At 63.5% G+C, this 15484-nt stretch carries 15 protein-coding genes and 1 tRNA gene; all 16 read left to right on the top strand.

All coding sequences use genetic code 11. From position 1 onward, the window contains the following. Positions 1-99: 99 nt before the first annotated feature. Positions 100-369, top strand: coding sequence for a 30S ribosomal protein S15 (gene rpsO / locus M3A49_RS20555; protein ID WP_042271770.1), 270 nt, complete (start codon positions 100-102; stop codon positions 367-369). A gap of 371 nt (positions 370-740) precedes the next feature. Further along, positions 741-2888 carry a polyribonucleotide nucleotidyltransferase gene (gene pnp, locus M3A49_RS20550; protein ID WP_201693548.1) on the top strand — a complete coding sequence of 716 codons (2148 nt, stop codon included), beginning with the start codon at positions 741-743 and terminating at the stop codon, positions 2886-2888. Between the two features lie 145 nt (positions 2889-3033). Beyond that, positions 3034-4050 (top strand): NAD(P)H-quinone oxidoreductase, encoded by a 1017-nt coding sequence (locus tag M3A49_RS20545; protein ID WP_266230571.1) that lies wholly within the window; start codon positions 3034-3036, stop codon positions 4048-4050. A gap of 152 nt (positions 4051-4202) precedes the next feature. Then, positions 4203-4985, top strand: coding sequence for a triose-phosphate isomerase (tpiA, locus tag M3A49_RS20540; protein WP_254357573.1), 783 nt, complete (start codon positions 4203-4205; stop codon positions 4983-4985). 101 nt (positions 4986-5086) lie between these two features. Beyond that, complete coding sequence (gene secG, locus M3A49_RS20535; protein ID WP_028205679.1) at positions 5087-5491, top strand: preprotein translocase subunit SecG; 405 nt, start codon at positions 5087-5089, stop codon at positions 5489-5491. A 110-nt stretch (positions 5492-5601) separates the two neighbouring features. Then, positions 5602-5686: transfer RNA gene (locus tag M3A49_RS20530), tRNA-Leu, on the top strand. Positions 5687-5850: 164 nt separating this feature from the next. Further along, positions 5851-6210, top strand: coding sequence for an NADH-quinone oxidoreductase subunit A (locus tag M3A49_RS20525; protein ID WP_028205678.1), 360 nt, complete (start codon positions 5851-5853; stop codon positions 6208-6210). A 72-nt stretch (positions 6211-6282) separates the two neighbouring features. Next, positions 6283-6762, top strand: a complete 480-nt coding sequence (locus M3A49_RS20520) for a NuoB/complex I 20 kDa subunit family protein (RefSeq protein WP_027819582.1) — start codon at positions 6283-6285, stop codon at positions 6760-6762. A gap of 22 nt (positions 6763-6784) precedes the next feature. Continuing rightward, positions 6785-7390 carry an NADH-quinone oxidoreductase subunit C gene (locus M3A49_RS20515; protein ID WP_254357572.1) on the top strand — a complete coding sequence of 202 codons (606 nt, stop codon included), beginning with the start codon at positions 6785-6787 and terminating at the stop codon, positions 7388-7390. 9 nt (positions 7391-7399) lie between these two features. Then, the gene (locus tag M3A49_RS20510) at positions 7400-8653 is read left to right on the top strand and encodes an NADH-quinone oxidoreductase subunit D (RefSeq protein WP_028205676.1); all 1254 of its coding nucleotides are present in this window, start codon (positions 7400-7402) and stop codon (positions 8651-8653) included. 129 nt (positions 8654-8782) lie between these two features. Further along, positions 8783-9268, top strand: coding sequence for an NADH-quinone oxidoreductase subunit NuoE (gene nuoE / locus M3A49_RS20505; RefSeq protein WP_028205675.1), 486 nt, complete (start codon positions 8783-8785; stop codon positions 9266-9268). Continuing rightward, on the top strand, positions 9265-10593 hold the full coding sequence (gene nuoF, locus M3A49_RS20500; RefSeq protein WP_266230547.1) for an NADH-quinone oxidoreductase subunit NuoF: 1329 nt from the start codon (positions 9265-9267) through the stop codon (positions 10591-10593). Before nuoE ends, nuoF begins: the two co-directional genes overlap by 4 nt. Before the next feature lie 114 nt (positions 10594-10707). Beyond that, positions 10708-13041, top strand: a complete 2334-nt coding sequence (gene nuoG / locus M3A49_RS20495) for an NADH-quinone oxidoreductase subunit NuoG (RefSeq protein WP_266230545.1) — start codon at positions 10708-10710, stop codon at positions 13039-13041. After that, a complete protein-coding gene (gene nuoH, locus M3A49_RS20490) occupies positions 13042-14106 on the top strand; it encodes an NADH-quinone oxidoreductase subunit NuoH (protein WP_266230543.1) in 1065 nt (354 codons plus the stop codon). Positions 14107-14121: 15 nt separating this feature from the next. Then, on the top strand, positions 14122-14610 hold the full coding sequence (gene nuoI, locus M3A49_RS20485; protein ID WP_254357569.1) for an NADH-quinone oxidoreductase subunit NuoI: 489 nt from the start codon (positions 14122-14124) through the stop codon (positions 14608-14610). A 175-nt stretch (positions 14611-14785) separates the two neighbouring features. After that, positions 14786-15481: an NADH-quinone oxidoreductase subunit J gene (locus tag M3A49_RS20480; protein WP_254357568.1), complete on the top strand. Its 696-nt coding sequence runs from the start codon at positions 14786-14788 to the stop codon at positions 15479-15481. Positions 15482-15484 lie beyond the last annotated feature (3 nt).

Here is a 15484-nt window from a genome sequence, read left to right as displayed (position 1 = left end):
CTTGTCGCGAACCTGCGGCAAGGCAATCACGCAGTGAGAACCAAGCCACGGCACGGCCTTTCTTCCGTGACCGCTCGTTTGTTTTAAAGGAAAAGCAAAATGTCCGTAGCAGATATCAAGAAGTCCGACGTCGTCGCGCAATTCGCGCGCGGCACCAATGACACGGGTTCGCCCGAAGTTCAGGTTGCGCTCCTGACGTCGCGTATCAACGAACTGACCTCGCACTTCAAGTCGCACGCGAAGGATCACCACAGCCGCCGCGGTCTGCTGCGCATGGTGAGCCGCCGCCGCAAGCTGCTCGACTACCTGAAGGGCAAGGACGCTGACCGTTACCGCGCGCTGATCGAGAAGCTGGGTCTGCGTAAGTAATCGGAAGGTCTTCCGCAAAGATGCCTGTGTCAGTTCCACTGATGCAGGCATTTTGTTTTTGAACGGTGCGCTTCATGCTGCTTTTCAGGCCGCTTCGATGCGATGAACACCGGTCCGTAACACAAGGCAACACCACGTAGCACCAGCAGTACAAGCAGCAGGGCCGGGCCTCGGGGGCAGAGCTTTGTGTCATTCCAGCAGATCGTACGCGGCGATGCGTCACAGCCGCATTGCAACCGTTTTGCAACCTCGCGATCCGCTGGAATGGCATAACACTCCTCTTCCTGCGCGGTGTCGGAGCCTGTCTTGCCGCATCGTCCGCGTGTGCGGGCGGCGCATAACAAATGAGTAAGGAGTGAGTGACCATGACCATGACCATGTTCAATAAAGTCGTGAAGGAATTTAAATGGGGCCAGCACAACGTGCGCCTCGAAACGGGTGAGATTGCCCGTCAGGCGAGCGGTGCTGTCATCGTCGACGTCGAAGACACCGTCGTGCTCGCGACCGTCGTCGGCGCGAAGACCGCCAAGCCGGGTCAGGACTTCTTCCCGCTCACCGTCGACTACATCGAAAAGACCTATTCGGCCGGCAAGATCCCGGGCGGCTTCTTCCGCCGCGAAGGCCGTCCGTCGGAAGGCGAGACGCTCATCTCGCGCCTGATCGATCGTCCGCTGCGCCCGCTTTTCCCGGAAGGCTATTACAACGAAGTCCAGGTCGTGATCCACGTCCTGTCGATCAACCCGGAAGTTCCGGCTGACATCCCCGCGCTGATCGGCGCGTCGGCTGCGCTGGCGATCTCGGGTCTGCCGTTCAACGGCCCGGTGGGCGCCGCACGCGTGGCCTACATCAACAACGAGTACGTGCTCAACCCCACGCGCGCCCAGATCAAGGAATCGCGCCTCGACCTCGTCGTGGCCGGTACCGAGCGCGCCGTGCTGATGGTGGAGTCGGAAGCCGACCAGCTGCCGGAAGACGTGATGCTCGGCGCGGTCGTGTTCGGCCACGAGCAGATGCAAACGGCCATCGACGCGATCCACGAACTGGTGCGTGACGGCGGCAAGCCCGAGTGGGACTGGACGCCGGCGCCGAAGGACGAAGCGCTCATCGCACGCGTCACGGCCATCGCCAACGACAACCTGCTCGCCGCGTACCAACTGCGCGACAAGCAGCAGCGCTCGACCAAGCTGAAGGAAGTCTACGCAGCGACGTCGGCCAAGCTCGAAGAAGAAGCGGCTGCGGCCGGCACGACGGCGGCCGACAAGGCCACGGTCGGCAACATCGTGTTCGACCTCGAAGCGAAGATCGTCCGTTCGCAGATCCTGAACGGCGAGCCGCGTATCGACGGCCGCGACACGCGCACGGTTCGCCCGATCGAGATCCGCACGGGCGTACTGCCGCGCACCCACGGTTCGGCGCTCTTCACGCGCGGCGAAACGCAGGCGCTGGTCGTCGCGACGCTCGGCACCAAGGGCGACGAGCAGATCATCGACGCGCTCGAAGGCGAGTACCGCGACCGCTTCATGCTCCACTACAACATGCCCCCGTTCGCGACCGGCGAAACGGGCCGTGTTGGCTCGCCCAAGCGCCGTGAAATCGGCCATGGCCGTCTCGCCAAGCGCGCGCTCGTCGCGTGCCTGCCGAGCGCCGAAGAATTCGGCTACTCGATCCGCGTGGTCTCGGAAATCACCGAGTCGAACGGTTCGTCGTCGATGGCATCGGTGTGCGGCGGCTGCCTCGCGCTGATGGACGCCGGCGTGCCGATGAAGGCGCACGTCGCCGGCATCGCGATGGGCCTGATCCTCGAAGGCAACAAGTTCGCCGTGCTGACCGACATCCTCGGCGACGAAGATCACCTCGGCGACATGGACTTCAAGGTGGCGGGTACGGAAGCTGGCGTGACCGCGCTGCAGATGGACATCAAGATCCAGGGCATCACCAAGGAAATCATGCAGGTCGCGCTCGCGCAGGCGAAGGAAGGCCGCATGCACATCCTCGGCAAGATGACCTCGGCTGTGTCGGGCGTGAACACCGAACTGTCGGCGTACGCTCCGCGCATGATCACCATCAAGATCAACCCGGAAAAGATCCGCGACGTGATCGGCAAGGGCGGTTCGGTGATTCGTGCGCTGACGGAAGAAACGGGCACGACCATCGACATTTCGGATGACGGCGTCGTGACCATCGCTTCGACGTCGAGCGAAGGCATGGCCGAAGCGAAGAAGCGCATCGAGAACATCACGGCCGAAATCGAAGTGGGCCAGGTGTACGAAGGCGCGGTCCTCAAGCTGCTGGACTTCGGCGCGATCGTAAACCTGCTGCCGGGCAAGGATGGTCTGCTGCACATCTCCGAGATCGCCAACGAGCGCATCAAGGACATCAACGACTATCTGAAGGAAGGCCAGGTTGTGAAGGTCAAGGTCATCCAGACGGACGAGAAGGGCCGGGTGCGCCTGTCCGCCAAGGCGCTGCTCAACGAGCAAGCCAATGGCGGCGCACCGCAAGGCGAGCCGCAGCAGTAAAGCGGTAAGCTCCAACGGCCGGCAGCGTGCAGAACGCGCCGGCCGTTTTTTATGACAATGAGGGTGAATGGCAGTGCGCATGAGTCAATCCTGTCGCGTGCGCAGCGCCATCCAGACGGGGCGCGAAGCGCTGAGGAGACGCGAGATGAAGGCAGTCGAGATTACGGAATTCGGTGCGCCGGACGTGCTCAAGCTGGCCGAACGGCCAACTCCCGAGCCGAAGGCTGGCGAAGTGCTGATCAAGGTGAGCGCCTCGGGCGTGAACCGTCCCGACGTGTTCCAGCGCAAGGGCTCGTATGCGCCGCCGCCGGGCATTTCCGATCTGCCGGGGCTCGAGGTGGCGGGCGAGATCGTCGGCGGCTCGATCGAGGAGAAGAACAATCCGTTCGGCCTGAAAATAGGCGATCGCGTGTGCGCGCTGATTGCGGGCGGCGGTTACGCCGAATACGCGGTCGCGCCGCTCGGGCAATGCCTGCCGGTGCCGAAGGGGCTCACCGATGTCGAGGCGGCCTCGCTGCCCGAAACGTTCTTCACGGTCTGGAGCAACGTCTTCCAGCGCGCCTACCTGGGCCAGGGCGAGGGCGGCGAGAACGAGACGCTGCTCGTGCAGGGCGGCTCGAGCGGCATCGGCGTGACGGCGATCCAGATCGCGCATGCCCTCGGCTTTCGCGTGTTCGCAACCGCGGGCTCGGACGACAAGTGCCGCGCCTGTGAGGCGCTCGGCGCCGACCGCGCCATCAACTACCGCACTAGCGATTTCGTGGAGGTCGTGAAGGCCCTCACGAACGACCGCGGCGTGGACGTGATTCTCGACATGGTGGCCGGCGGCTACGTGGCGCGCGAGCTTTCCGCACTGGCGACCGGTGGCCGCATCGTGCTTATCGCGACGCTCGGCGGCTCCAAGGCCGAACTCAACATGGGCGAGATCCTGCGCCGCCGGCTCACGGTGACCGGTTCGACGCTGCGTGCGCGTTCCGTGGAGTTCAAGGCCCAGATCGCGCAGGAACTCAAGGCGAAGGTCTGGCCCCTCATCGAAGAGGGCCGCATCAAACCCGTCGTGTTCCGCGTATTCCCCGCCGCGCAGGCCGCCGAGGCCCATGCGTTGATGGAAAGCAGCGAGCATATCGGCAAGATCGTGCTCGACTGGAGTAGCGCGCCCTGACGGCGCATCGGCACAAGCGACCCGCTCGTGCTTGATTTTTCGGGATTTTTTTCGCGTATTTTTGTGCATCGCGGGCGGGCCGGTTTGACCCGTCTGGATTTCACGCAGTAAAATTATGTGTTTTGCGTCCGCTTTTAACAGCAACCGGAACAATGACGAAACAACGATCGAAGCTCGTAGTCGGTAACTGGAAGATGCATGGCCGCCTCGCGGCCAATGCGGCACTGCTAGAAGGCGTTGCGCGCGGCGCGCAGCCGCTGCCCCCGGACGTGCACGTTGGTGTGTGCGTGCCGTTCCCGTATCTCGCGCAGGCGCAGGCACTGCTCGGCGGCAGCCGGGTTCAGTGGGGCGCGCAGGACATTTCGGCGCACGAGCAGGGTGCCTATACGGGCGAAGTCGCGGCAGGCATGGTTGCCGACTTCGAAGCCACGTTTGCGATCGTTGGTCACTCGGAACGCCGCGCTTACCACGGCGAGAGTTCCGAATGCGTCGCTGTGAAGGCGCAGCGCGCGCTTGCGGCGGGCCTCACGCCTATCGTCTGCGTAGGCGAGACGCTCGAAGAACGCGAGTCGGGCGCGACCGAGCGCGTGGTCGGCGCACAGATCGATGCCGTGCTGGCCGTGCTGTCGGTCGAAGAGGCGGCGCGTATCGTCGTCGCTTACGAGCCGGTCTGGGCGATCGGCACGGGCAAGAGTGCGAGCTCGGAGCAGGCTCAGCAGGTGCATGCGTTCCTGCGCGCGCGCCTCGTGGCCAAGGGCGCGCAAGTGGCGGACGTGCCGCTGCTCTACGGCGGCAGCGTGAAGCCGGAAAATGCGGCGGAGCTCTTCCGTCAGGCTGACATCGACGGCGGCCTGATCGGGGGTGCGTCGCTGAAAGAGGGTGATTTCCTCGCGATCTGCGCGGCCGCTGCGGCGGGCGCCAGCGTCGCGAGCTAAAGGCTTGCGCACGAAGCATTCGAACCAAAACGCGTCGTGCGGGCTGCTTACGCGTCTGCTCCGGGAGGGGCGGACGTTCAACCAGGACTCAGGTGAGTGTGATGCTGTATTTGAAAACGTTGATTATCGTCGTCCAGCTTCTGTCGGCGCTCGGGGTGATCGGCCTCGTCTTGCTGCAGCACGGCAAAGGCGCGGACATGGGCGCCGCATTCGGCAGCGGCGCGTCGGGCAGCCTGTTCGGCGCGAGCGGCTCCGCGAACTTCCTTTCGCGCACTACGGCAGTTCTCGCAACGGTGTTTTTCTGCTCCACCCTTGCGTTAACTTACCTGGGGTCGTATCATGCGAAGCCTTCGGCGGGCCTGCTTGGCGCTTCGGTTCCAGCCCCGGTCGTAGCCTCGGCGCCGGCTGCTTCGGCGCCGGTTGCATCTGCTCCTGGCGCATCCGCTCCGGCGGCGGCTTCGCCGGCTGCAGCAGCCTCGCAACCCGGCAGCGACGTTCCGAAATAAGTTTGAAAAACTTGTTTTGTGCGTTGAACAACGAACGGAAACAAGTTAGAATTTAAGTCTTGAAGCGATTCGCGGGTTGCAAGATTTTGTTGTCCCGGATTGCATGTAGTGCCGACGTGGTGAAATTGGTAGACACGCTATCTTGAGGGGGTAGTGGCGAAAGCTGTGCGAGTTCGAGTCTCGCCGTCGGCACCAATGTTATCTAAAAAATGCCAGCCGCTTGCTTCAGCTTCGGCTGGCATTTTTGCTTCTTACGTCGTGTTCGTCTTCTGTTCGCAGCGCGAAGTACGTGAAGTGATTCCCGCGGAGCGACGCAAGTTCCAGCGGAACCTCAGAACCAACCGATATAGAGGATAGCCTTGAACCTCGCTGCCTATTTCCCCGTCCTCCTGTTCCTCCTCGTGGGTGTTGGTCTGGGTATAGCGCTAGTGACAATCGGCAAGGTCCTCGGTCCCAACCGGCCGGACAGCGAAAAAAATTCGCCGTACGAGTGCGGCTTCGAAGCCTTCGAAGACGCCCGAATGAAGTTCGACGTACGCTACTACCTGGTCGCCATCCTTTTCATCATCTTCGACCTCGAAACGGCGTTCCTGTTTCCGTGGGGCGTGGCCCTGCGCGACATCGGCTGGCCGGGCTTCTTGTCGATGATGCTGTTTCTGCTCGAATTCCTGCTGGGCTTTGCCTACATCTGGAAGAAGGGTGGTCTCGACTGGGAATAATGGGTTAATCGCCGGATTGTATGGGCGGCACTGCGGGGAAACTGTGGGCTGTCCGTCTGGAGTGGAAAGCACATGAGTATCGAAGGGGTCTTGAAGGAAGGGTTTGTCACCACCACGGCTGACAAGCTGATCAACTGGACGCGCACTGGCTCGCTGTGGCCGATGACGTTCGGTCTGGCGTGTTGCGCGGTCGAGATGATGCACGCGGGCGCGGCCCGTTACGACCTTGACCGTTTCGGCGTGGTGTTCCGTCCGAGCCCGCGTCAGTCGGACGTCATGATCGTCGCCGGTACGCTCTGCAACAAGATGGCGCCCGCGCTGCGCAAGGTCTACGACCAGATGGCCGAGCCGCGCTGGGTCATTTCGATGGGGTCGTGCGCCAACGGTGGCGGCTACTACCACTATTCGTATTCGGTCGTGCGCGGTTGTGATCGCATCGTGCCGGTCGACGTCTATGTGCCGGGGTGCCCGCCGACAGCGGAAGCCCTGGTCTACGGGGTGATCCAGTTGCAGGCGAAGATTCGCCGCACCAGCACCATCGCCCGTCAATAAAGGCCGCGTGCCTCCCCACAATATGGCAAGCAAACTCGAGACCCTGAAAGCGAACCTCGAAGCGGCCCTCGGCGCGCGCATCGTCAGCCTTACCGAGGCGCTCGGCGAACTGACGCTGGTCGTCAAGGCGGGCGAGTCCCTCGCGGTGGCCAAGGAGCTGCGCGACAATCCCTCGCTGCGCTTCGAGCAACTGGTCGACCTGTGCGGCGTCGACTATCAGACCTTCGGTGACGGCGCCTGGGAAGGCCCGCGCTTCGCCGCGGTGTCGCATCTGCTCTCGCTCGCGAACAACTGGCGCGTGCGTCTGCGCGTGTTCGCGCCGGACGACGAAGTGCCCATCGTGCCCTCGCTCGTCGAGATCTGGAATTCGGCCAACTGGTACGAGCGCGAGGCGTTCGACCTGTACGGCATCGTCTTCGAAGGCCACCCCGACCTGCGCCGCATCCTGACCGACTACGGTTTCATCGGCCATCCGTTCCGCAAGGACTTCCCGGTTTCGGGCTATGTCGAAATGCGTTACGACCCGGAGCAGAAGCGCGTGGTCTACCAGCCCGTCACGATCGAGCCGCGCGAGATCACGCCGCGTGTGATCCGCGAAGATCGCTACGGCGGTCTGAAGAAACACTAAGAGGGTCGCATGTCAGAGATCAAGAACTACACGCTCAACTTCGGCCCGCAGCACCCGGCAGCGCACGGTGTGCTGCGCCTCGTGCTCGAGCTCGACGGCGAAGTGATCCAGCGCGCCGATCCGCACATCGGCCTGCTGCATCGCGCGACAGAAAAGCTCGCCGAAAGCAAGACGTTCATCCAGTCGGTGCCGTACATGGACCGTCTCGACTACGTGTCGATGATGGTCAACGAGCACGGCTATGTGCTCGCCATCGAAAAGCTGCTCGGCATTGAAGTGCCGATCCGCGCGAAGTACATCCGCGTGCTGTTCGACGAAGTCACGCGCGTGCTGAACCACCTCATGTGGATCGGCTCGCACGCGCTCGACGTCGGCGCGATGGCGGTGTTCCTCTACGCGTTCCGCGAGCGCGAGGACCTGATGGACGTCTACGAGGCGGTCTCGGGTGCGCGCATGCATGCGGCTTACTACCGTCCGGGCGGCGTGTACCGCGATCTGCCTGACGCAATGCCGCAATACAAGGCGTCGAAGATCCACAACGAGAAGGCGCTCGCCCGCATGAACGAGGCGCGCCAGGGCTCGGTGCTGGACTTCATCGACGACTTCTTCACGCGCTTTCCCGGTTGCGTCGACGAGTACGAAACGCTCCTCACCGACAACCGTATCTGGAAGCAGCGTCTGGTCGGCATCGGCGTGGTGAGCCCCGAGCGCGCCATGCAGCTTGGCCTGACGGGCGCGATGCTGCGCGGTTCGGGCATCGAGTGGGACCTGCGCAAGAAGCAGCCGTACGAAGTCTACGACCAGATGGACTTCGACATTCCGGTGGGCGTGAACGGCGACTGCTACGACCGCTATCTCGTGCGCGTCGAAGAAATGCGTCAGTCCACCCGCATCGCGAAACAGTGCATTGAGTGGTTGCGCAAGAATCCCGGCCCTGTGATGGTCGACAATCACAAGGTTGCGCCGCCTTCGCGCGTGAACATGAAGTCGAACATGGAAGAGCTGATTCACCACTTCAAGCTCTTCACGGAAGGCTTCCACGTGCCCGAAGGCGAGGCATACGCTGCCGTCGAACATCCGAAGGGTGAATTCGGCATCTACCTGGTGTCAGATGGCGCGAACAAGCCGTATCGTCTGAAGATCCGTGCGCCGGGCTATGCCCACCTGTCCGCGCTCGATGAAATGGCGCGCGGCCACATGATTGCCGACGCGGTCACGATCATCGGCACGCAGGACATCGTGTTCGGTGAAATTGACCGCTAAGGCGGCGCGCAGCAAGGTGCGCCCGGTCCCGGGCGCACGCAGCATGGAACGCCACGTCTGTCGCAGCGAATGTATGAGAACGCGCGGCAGGTTTTCGTTCGGTAGGAATTGAAAGAGTCGTGTCTGAAAATGATCTCAGCTGAAGGCCTGAAAGAAATCGATCGCGCGTTGACGAAGTACCCCGCCGATCAGCGACAGTCCGCCGTGATGGCGGCTTTGGCCGTTGCTCAGGAAGAGCATGGCTGGCTGTCTCCCGAAATCATGCAGTTCGTGGCCGACTACATCGGCATGCCGCCTGTCGCGGTCCAGGAAGTCGCCACCTTCTACACGATGTTCGAGACGAGGCCGGTCGGCAAGCACAAGATCACGCTCTGCACGAATCTGCCGTGCCAGCTCGGCCCGGAAGGCGGCTCGGAGAGCGCCGCCGAATACCTGAAGCAGAAGCTCGGTATCGACTTCGGCGAAACCACGCCCGACGGCAAGTTCACCTTGAAAGAAGGTGAGTGCATGGGCGCGTGCGGCGATGCACCGGTGATGCTCGTGAACAATCACCGCATGTGCAGCTTCATGAGCCGCGAGAAGATCGACCAGCTGCTCGAGGAGCTTTCGAAATGACTTCGTTGCACGACCGTCACATCAAACCGCTGATTCTCGCGGGCCTCAACGGTGAGAACTGGCATCTCGAAGACTACGTCGCGCGCGGCGGCTACAAGCAGCTGCGCCGTATTCTCGAAGAAAAGATTCCGCCCGAGCAGGTGATCGCCGACGTGAAGGCGAGCGGTCTGCGCGGCCGCGGCGGCGCGGGCTTCCCGACCGGCCTGAAGTGGAGCTTCATGCCGCGTCAGTTCCCGGGGCAGAAGTATCTCGTCTGCAACTCGGACGAGGGGGAGCCTGGCACGTTCAAGGACCGCGACATCCTGCGCTGGAATCCGCATAGCGTGATCGAAGGCATGGCCATCGGGGCGTACGCGATGGGCATCACCGTGGGCTACAACTACATCCACGGCGAGATTTTCGAGGTGTATCGCCGCTTCGAGGCTGCGCTGGAAGAAGCGCGCCAGGCGGGTTATCTCGGCGACAACATTCTCGGCACGGACTTCTCGTTCCAGTTGCACGCGCACCATGGCTATGGCGCGTACATCTGCGGCGAGGAAACCGCGCTGCTCGAGTCGCTCGAAGGCAAGAAGGGCCAGCCGCGCTTCAAGCCGCCTTTCCCGGCGAGCTTCGGCGTGTACGGCAAGCCCACCACGATCAACAACACCGAGACGTTCGCAGCCGTCCCGTTCCTGCTGAGCGTGGGTCCGCAGACGTACATGGAACTCGGCAAGCCGAACAACGGCGGCACGAAGATCTTCTCGATCTCGGGCGACGTGGAGCGTCCGGGCAACTACGAGATCCCGCTCGGCACCCCGTTCGCGAAGCTCATGGAGCTGGCCGGCGGCGTGCGCGGCGGCAAGAAACTGAAGGCCGTGATTCCGGGCGGCTCGTCGGCGCCGGTCATTCCGGGCGACCTGATGATGCAGACGGACATGGACTATGACTCCATCGCCAAGCAGGGCTCGATGCTCGGCTCCGGCGCCGTCATCGTCATGGACGAAACGCGCTGCATGGTGCGCTCGCTGCTGCGCCTCTCGTACTTCTATTACGAAGAGTCGTGCGGCCAGTGCACGCCGTGCCGCGAAGGCACGGGCTGGCTGTATCGCGTGGTGAACCGCATCGAGCACGGCGAGGGCCGCCAGGAAGACCTGGACCTGCTGAACTCGGTGGCGGGCAATATCATGGGCCGCACGATCTGTGCGCTCGGCGATGCGGCGGCCATGCCGGTGCGCGGCATGCTCAAGCACTACTGGGACGAATTCGAATATCACGTGCACAACAAGCGTTGTCTCGTCGGCGGTCATGCCGGCTCGCACGCGGCCTCGGAAACGGTGGCCGCCTGACGGCGAGTCAAGACAGCGCGTTGTGCCGGGTTGCGCACATCGACGCGTAGCACGACGCAACGGGGAATGCCGCTGTGAAATTGAGCGGTAACAGGTTAGGGACGATTAACCATCATGGTTGAACTTGAAATAGACGGCAAGAAGGTGCAGGTGCCCGAGGGCAGCATGGTGATCCAGGCTGCTCAGCGCGTGGACACGTACATCCCGCACTTCTGCTATCACAAGAAGCTCTCCATCGCGGCCAACTGCCGGATGTGTCTCGTCGATGTCGAGAAGATGCCGAAGGCCGTGCCCGCGTGCGCGACGCCGGTGTCGCAAGGCATGGTCGTGCGCACCATGTCGGACAAGGCCGTGCAGGGTCAGCAAGCCGTGATGGAGTTCCTGCTGATCAACCACCCGCTCGACTGCCCGATCTGCGATCAGGGCGGCGAATGCCAGCTCCAGGATCTGGCCGTCGGTTACGGCAAGTCCGCCTCGCGCTACAGCGAAGAAAAGCGCGTGGTGTTCCACAAGAACGTCGGTCCGCTCATCTCGATGGAAGAGATGTCGCGCTGCATCCACTGCACGCGCTGCGTGCGCTTCGGCGACGAAATCGCCGGTGTGATGGAGCTCGGCATGCTCGGCCGCGGCGAGCACTCGGAAATCACCTCGTTCGTCGGCAAGACGGTGGACTCGGAACTCTCGGGCAACATGATCGACCTGTGCCCGGTCGGCGCGCTCACGAGCAAGCCGTTCCGCTTCTCGGCGCGGACGTGGGAACTGTCGCGCCGCAAGTCGGTGAGCCCGCACGACGCAACGGGTGCGAACCTCGTCGTGCAGGTGAAGAACAACCGCGTGATGCGCGTGCTGCCGTTCGAGAACGAATCCATCAACGAATGCTGGATCTCGGACAAGGACCGTTTCTCCTACGAAGGCCTGAACAGCGAAGACCGTCTCACGCGCCCGATGATCAAGCAGGGCGGCGAGTGGATCGAGACCGACTGGCAGACCGCGCTGGAATACATCGTGAAGGGCATCAAGGGCATTTGCGACGAGCACGGCGAGAACCAGCTCGCGCTGCTCGCGAGCCCGCACAGCACGCTCGAAGAACTCTATCTCGCGAAGCAGTTCGCGGACGCGATCGGCACGCCGAACGTCGACTTCCGCCTGCGCCAGAGCGACTTCTCGGCACCGCTCGAAGGCGCACCGTGGCTCGGCACGAAGATCGCCGAGCTCTCGTATGCCGACTCGGCGTTCGTGATCGGTTCGTTCCTGCGCCGCGACCACGCGCTGTTCGCCGCGCGTCTGCGCCAGGCTGCGAAGGGCGGGGCACAGGTCAGCTTCCTGCAGGCCACCGCTGACGGCTCGCTGATCCCGAACGCACAGCGCATCGTCGCCGCGCCTTCGGCATGGCTCGACGAACTCGCTTCGATCGCAGCGGCCGTTGCCGAGGCGAAGGGCGTTGCGGTGCCGGAAGGCTTCGCAGGCGCACAGGCCACGGAAGCCGCGAAGCAGGTCGCCGCGTCGCTCGCGAACGGCGAGCGCCGCTACGTGCTGCTCGGCAACGCCGCGGTCCAGCATCCGGAATTCTCGCGCCTGCACGCAGCCGCGCAGTTCATCGCCGAAACGACGGGCGCGACGCTTGGCTTCCTCACGGAAGCGGCCAACACGGTCGGCGCGCATATCGCCGGCGCACTGCCGGGCCGCGACGGCCTGAACGCACGCGAAGCGTTCGAGCAGCCGCGCAAGGGCTATCTGCTCTTGAACGTCGAGCCGGAATTCGATACGGCCAACCCGGCCGCCGCGCGCGCTGCGCTCGCGCAGGCCGAAATGGTCGCCGTGTTCTCGCCGTACAAGACGGGCCTCGACTACGCGGACGTGCTGCTGCCCATCGCGCCGTACACGGAAACCTCGGGTACCTTCATCAACGCCGAAGGTACGGCTCAGACCTTCAACGGCGTCGTGCGCCCGCTCGGCGACACGCGTCCGGCATGGAAGGTTCTGCGCGTGCTCGGCACGCTGCTGGGCGCCAAGGGCTTCGAATACGACACCGCCGAGGAAGTGCGCCGCAAGGCGCTCGGCGACGGCAGCTTCGAAGGCCGCCTGTCGAACAAGGCCGGCGCCACGGTGGCGCGCGGCAGCCTCGCGAAGGCGGCGGAAGGCCGCTTCGAGCGCATCGCCGACGTGCCGATCTACCACGCCGATCAAATCGTGCGCCGCGGCGAAGCGCTGCAGCTCACCATGGCTGCCCGCGTGGCGAACGCGATCGGCCTGCCGGCGGCATACTTCGACCAGCTCGGCCTGAAGGAAGGCGACGCCGTGCGCGTGCGCCAGGGTGATCTGTCGGTGACGGCGCCCGCAACGCGCGATGCGAATCTTGCGCCGACGGTGGTGCGCGTGTCGGCGGCGACGCCGGCCGGTGCGCAGCTCGGCAGCCTGTTCGGTGAACTGCTGGTGGAGAAGGCGTAAATGAGCTTGTTCGATACGATCAATGCAGGCGGCAGCCAGCTGCTCGGCCTGGCATGGCCCACCGTCTGGGCGCTGGTGCGCATTCTCGTCGTCGCGGTGGTGATCCTGCTGTGCGTCGCGTACCTGATCCTCTGGGAGCGCAAGCTGATCGGCTGGATGCACGTGCGTCTCGGCCCGAACCGCGTGGGCCCGGCGGGTCTGTTGCAGCCGATCGCCGACGTGCTGAAGCTGCTGCTCAAGGAAGTGATTCAGCCCGCGCAGGCGAGCCGCTGGATCTACATGGTCGCGCCGATCATGGTGGTGGTGCCGGCCTTCGCGGTCTGGGCGGTGATTCCGTTCCAGGCGGGCGCGGTGCTCGGCGACATCAACGCGGGCCTGCTCTACGCGATGGCGATCTCGTCGATCGGCGTGTACGGCGTGATTCTGGCGGGCTGGGCGTCGAACTCGAAGTACGCGTTCCTCGGCGCCATGCGCGCCGCGGCGCAGATGGTTTCGTACGAAATTTCGATGGGTTTCGCGCTCGTCGTCGTGCTGATGGTGTCGGGCAGCCTGAATCTTTCGGTGATCGTCGAAGGCCAGATGCGCGGCATGTTCGCAAACTGGGGCATCACGTTCCTCTCGTGGAACTGGCTGCCGCTGCTGCCGATGTTCGTCGTCTACTTCATCTCGGGCATTGCCGAAACGAACCGTCACCCGTTCGACGTGGTGGAAGGGGAGTCGGAAATCGTCGCGGGTCACATGATCGATTACTCGGGTATGGCGTTCGCGCTGTTCTTCCTCGCCGAGTACATCAACATGATCGTGATCTCGGCGCTCGCCTCGGTGCTGTTCCTCGGCGGCTGGAGCGCCCCGTTCGCGTTCCTCGACTTCATCCCGGGCGTGTTCTGGCTGGTGCTGAAGGTCTTCTGCCTGCTGTCGGTCTTCATCTGGGCCCGCGCGACGTTCCCGCGTTATCGCTATGACCAGATCATGCGTCTCGGCTGGAAGGTGTTCATTCCGGTGTGCATCGTGTGGCTGATCGTGGTCGGCTTCTGGTACATGTCGCCGTTGAGCATCTGGAAATAAGGGGCGAACACAACCATGAACGCTATCCAAAACTTCTTCAAGACGTTTTTCCTGACCGAGCTGCTCAAGGGGCTCGCGCTGACGGGGCGTTACGCCTTCAAGCGCAAGTTCACCGTGCAGTTCCCGGAAGAAAAGACGCCTATGTCCCCGCGTTTTCGGGGTTTGCACGCGCTGCGCCGCTATGAAAATGGCGAAGAGCGCTGCATCGCGTGCAAGCTGTGCGAGGCCGTGTGCCCCGCGCTCGCGATCACGATCGAATCGGAAGTGCGCGAGGACAACACGCGCCGCACGACGCGTTACGACATCGACCTGACCAAGTGCATCTTCTGCGGTTTCTGCGAAGAGAGCTGCCCGGTCGACTCGATCGTCGAAACGCACATTCTCGAGTATCACGGCGAGAAGCGCGGCGATCTGTATTTCACGAAGGATATGCTGCTGGCCGTTGGCGATCGCTATGAAGCGCAGATCGCGGCGAACAAGGCAGCGGATGCACCGTACCGTTGATCTTTCAGTTTGACGCTGCATCGGCCCGCGGTTCGGGCCGGCTGTGGGGAACGCGTGTGCCGAACGCCCGCGCGATACCGCAGCCTGACCGCCGCGGCGCGACGCTCCCTGGTTTGGCCGCCAGTCTGCGCCGCGCAATCCGCCTCACGAAGGCCTCAACGATGAACCAGTAATCATGGAATTCACGACCGTCCTGTTCTACATCTTCGCGCTGCTGCTCACGCTGTCAGGGCTGAAGGTGATCACTTCGCGCAATCCTGTCGCGTCTGCGCTCTTCCTCGTGCTCGCGTTCTTCAACGCGGCCGCGATCTGGATGCTGCTCGAGGCCGAATTCCTCGCGATCCTGCTGGTGCTCGTCTACGTGGGCGCGGTGATGGTGCTGTTCCTGTTCGTGGTGATGATGCTGGACATCAACATCGACGTGCTGAGCCGCGACTTCAAGCGCTTCATCCCGGTGGCGACCATCGTGGGCGCGATCATCGTGGTCGAAACCGCGCTGATCCTGTGGCACGGCTTCGGCGCGACGAGCACGCCGGTGCCCGACACCACGCCGGCCGCCGCCGCCGCGATCTCGAACGCGCACCTGATCGGCAAGATCATCTACACCGACTACATCTTCGCCTTCGAAGTCGCCGGCCTCGTGCTGCTGGTGGCGATCGTCGCGGCTATCGCGCTCACGGTGCGCGAGCCGAAGGACTCGAAGCGCCAGGACGTGTCGAAGCAGGTCAAGGTGCGTCGCGAGGACCGCGTGCGCCTCGTGAAGATGCAGGCCGTCGTGGAAGTGCCGGAGCCGGCGGAACCGGCGCAAGCCGAGGCCGGGGCTGCGCCTGCGGCAGGTGCCGCGCCGGCCGCACCGGCAACGAAGAGCTAAGCG

Source organism: Paraburkholderia sp. CNPSo 3076 (assembly GCF_026343935.1).
Classification (GTDB): domain Bacteria; phylum Pseudomonadota; class Gammaproteobacteria; order Burkholderiales; family Burkholderiaceae; genus Paraburkholderia; species Paraburkholderia nodosa.
Note: the sequence above shows the minus strand (reverse complement) of the source record. Positions and strands in the feature narration are given on the sequence as shown.

Coding starts and splice junctions, on each gene's coding strand:
- rpsO (WP_042271770.1), top strand. CDS start 100: ATGTCCGTAGCAGATATCAAGAAGTCCGACGTCGTCGCGCAATTCGCG.
- M3A49_RS20520 (WP_027819582.1), top strand. CDS start 6,283: ATGAGTATCGAAGGGGTCTTGAAGGAAGGGTTTGTCACCACCACGGCT.
- nuoF (WP_266230547.1), top strand. CDS start 9,265: ATGACTTCGTTGCACGACCGTCACATCAAACCGCTGATTCTCGCGGGC.
- nuoI (WP_254357569.1), top strand. CDS start 14,122: ATGAACGCTATCCAAAACTTCTTCAAGACGTTTTTCCTGACCGAGCTG.
- M3A49_RS20480 (WP_254357568.1), top strand. CDS start 14,786: ATGGAATTCACGACCGTCCTGTTCTACATCTTCGCGCTGCTGCTCACG.
- secG (WP_028205679.1), top strand. CDS start 5,087: ATGCTGTATTTGAAAACGTTGATTATCGTCGTCCAGCTTCTGTCGGCG.
- tpiA (WP_254357573.1), top strand. CDS start 4,203: ATGACGAAACAACGATCGAAGCTCGTAGTCGGTAACTGGAAGATGCAT.
- M3A49_RS20510 (WP_028205676.1), top strand. CDS start 7,400: ATGTCAGAGATCAAGAACTACACGCTCAACTTCGGCCCGCAGCACCCG.
- M3A49_RS20515 (WP_254357572.1), top strand. CDS start 6,785: ATGGCAAGCAAACTCGAGACCCTGAAAGCGAACCTCGAAGCGGCCCTC.
- nuoG (WP_266230545.1), top strand. CDS start 10,708: ATGGTTGAACTTGAAATAGACGGCAAGAAGGTGCAGGTGCCCGAGGGC.
- M3A49_RS20545 (WP_266230571.1), top strand. CDS start 3,034: ATGAAGGCAGTCGAGATTACGGAATTCGGTGCGCCGGACGTGCTCAAG.
- nuoE (WP_028205675.1), top strand. CDS start 8,783: ATGATCTCAGCTGAAGGCCTGAAAGAAATCGATCGCGCGTTGACGAAG.
- nuoH (WP_266230543.1), top strand. CDS start 13,042: ATGAGCTTGTTCGATACGATCAATGCAGGCGGCAGCCAGCTGCTCGGC.
- pnp (WP_201693548.1), top strand. CDS start 741: ATGACCATGTTCAATAAAGTCGTGAAGGAATTTAAATGGGGCCAGCAC.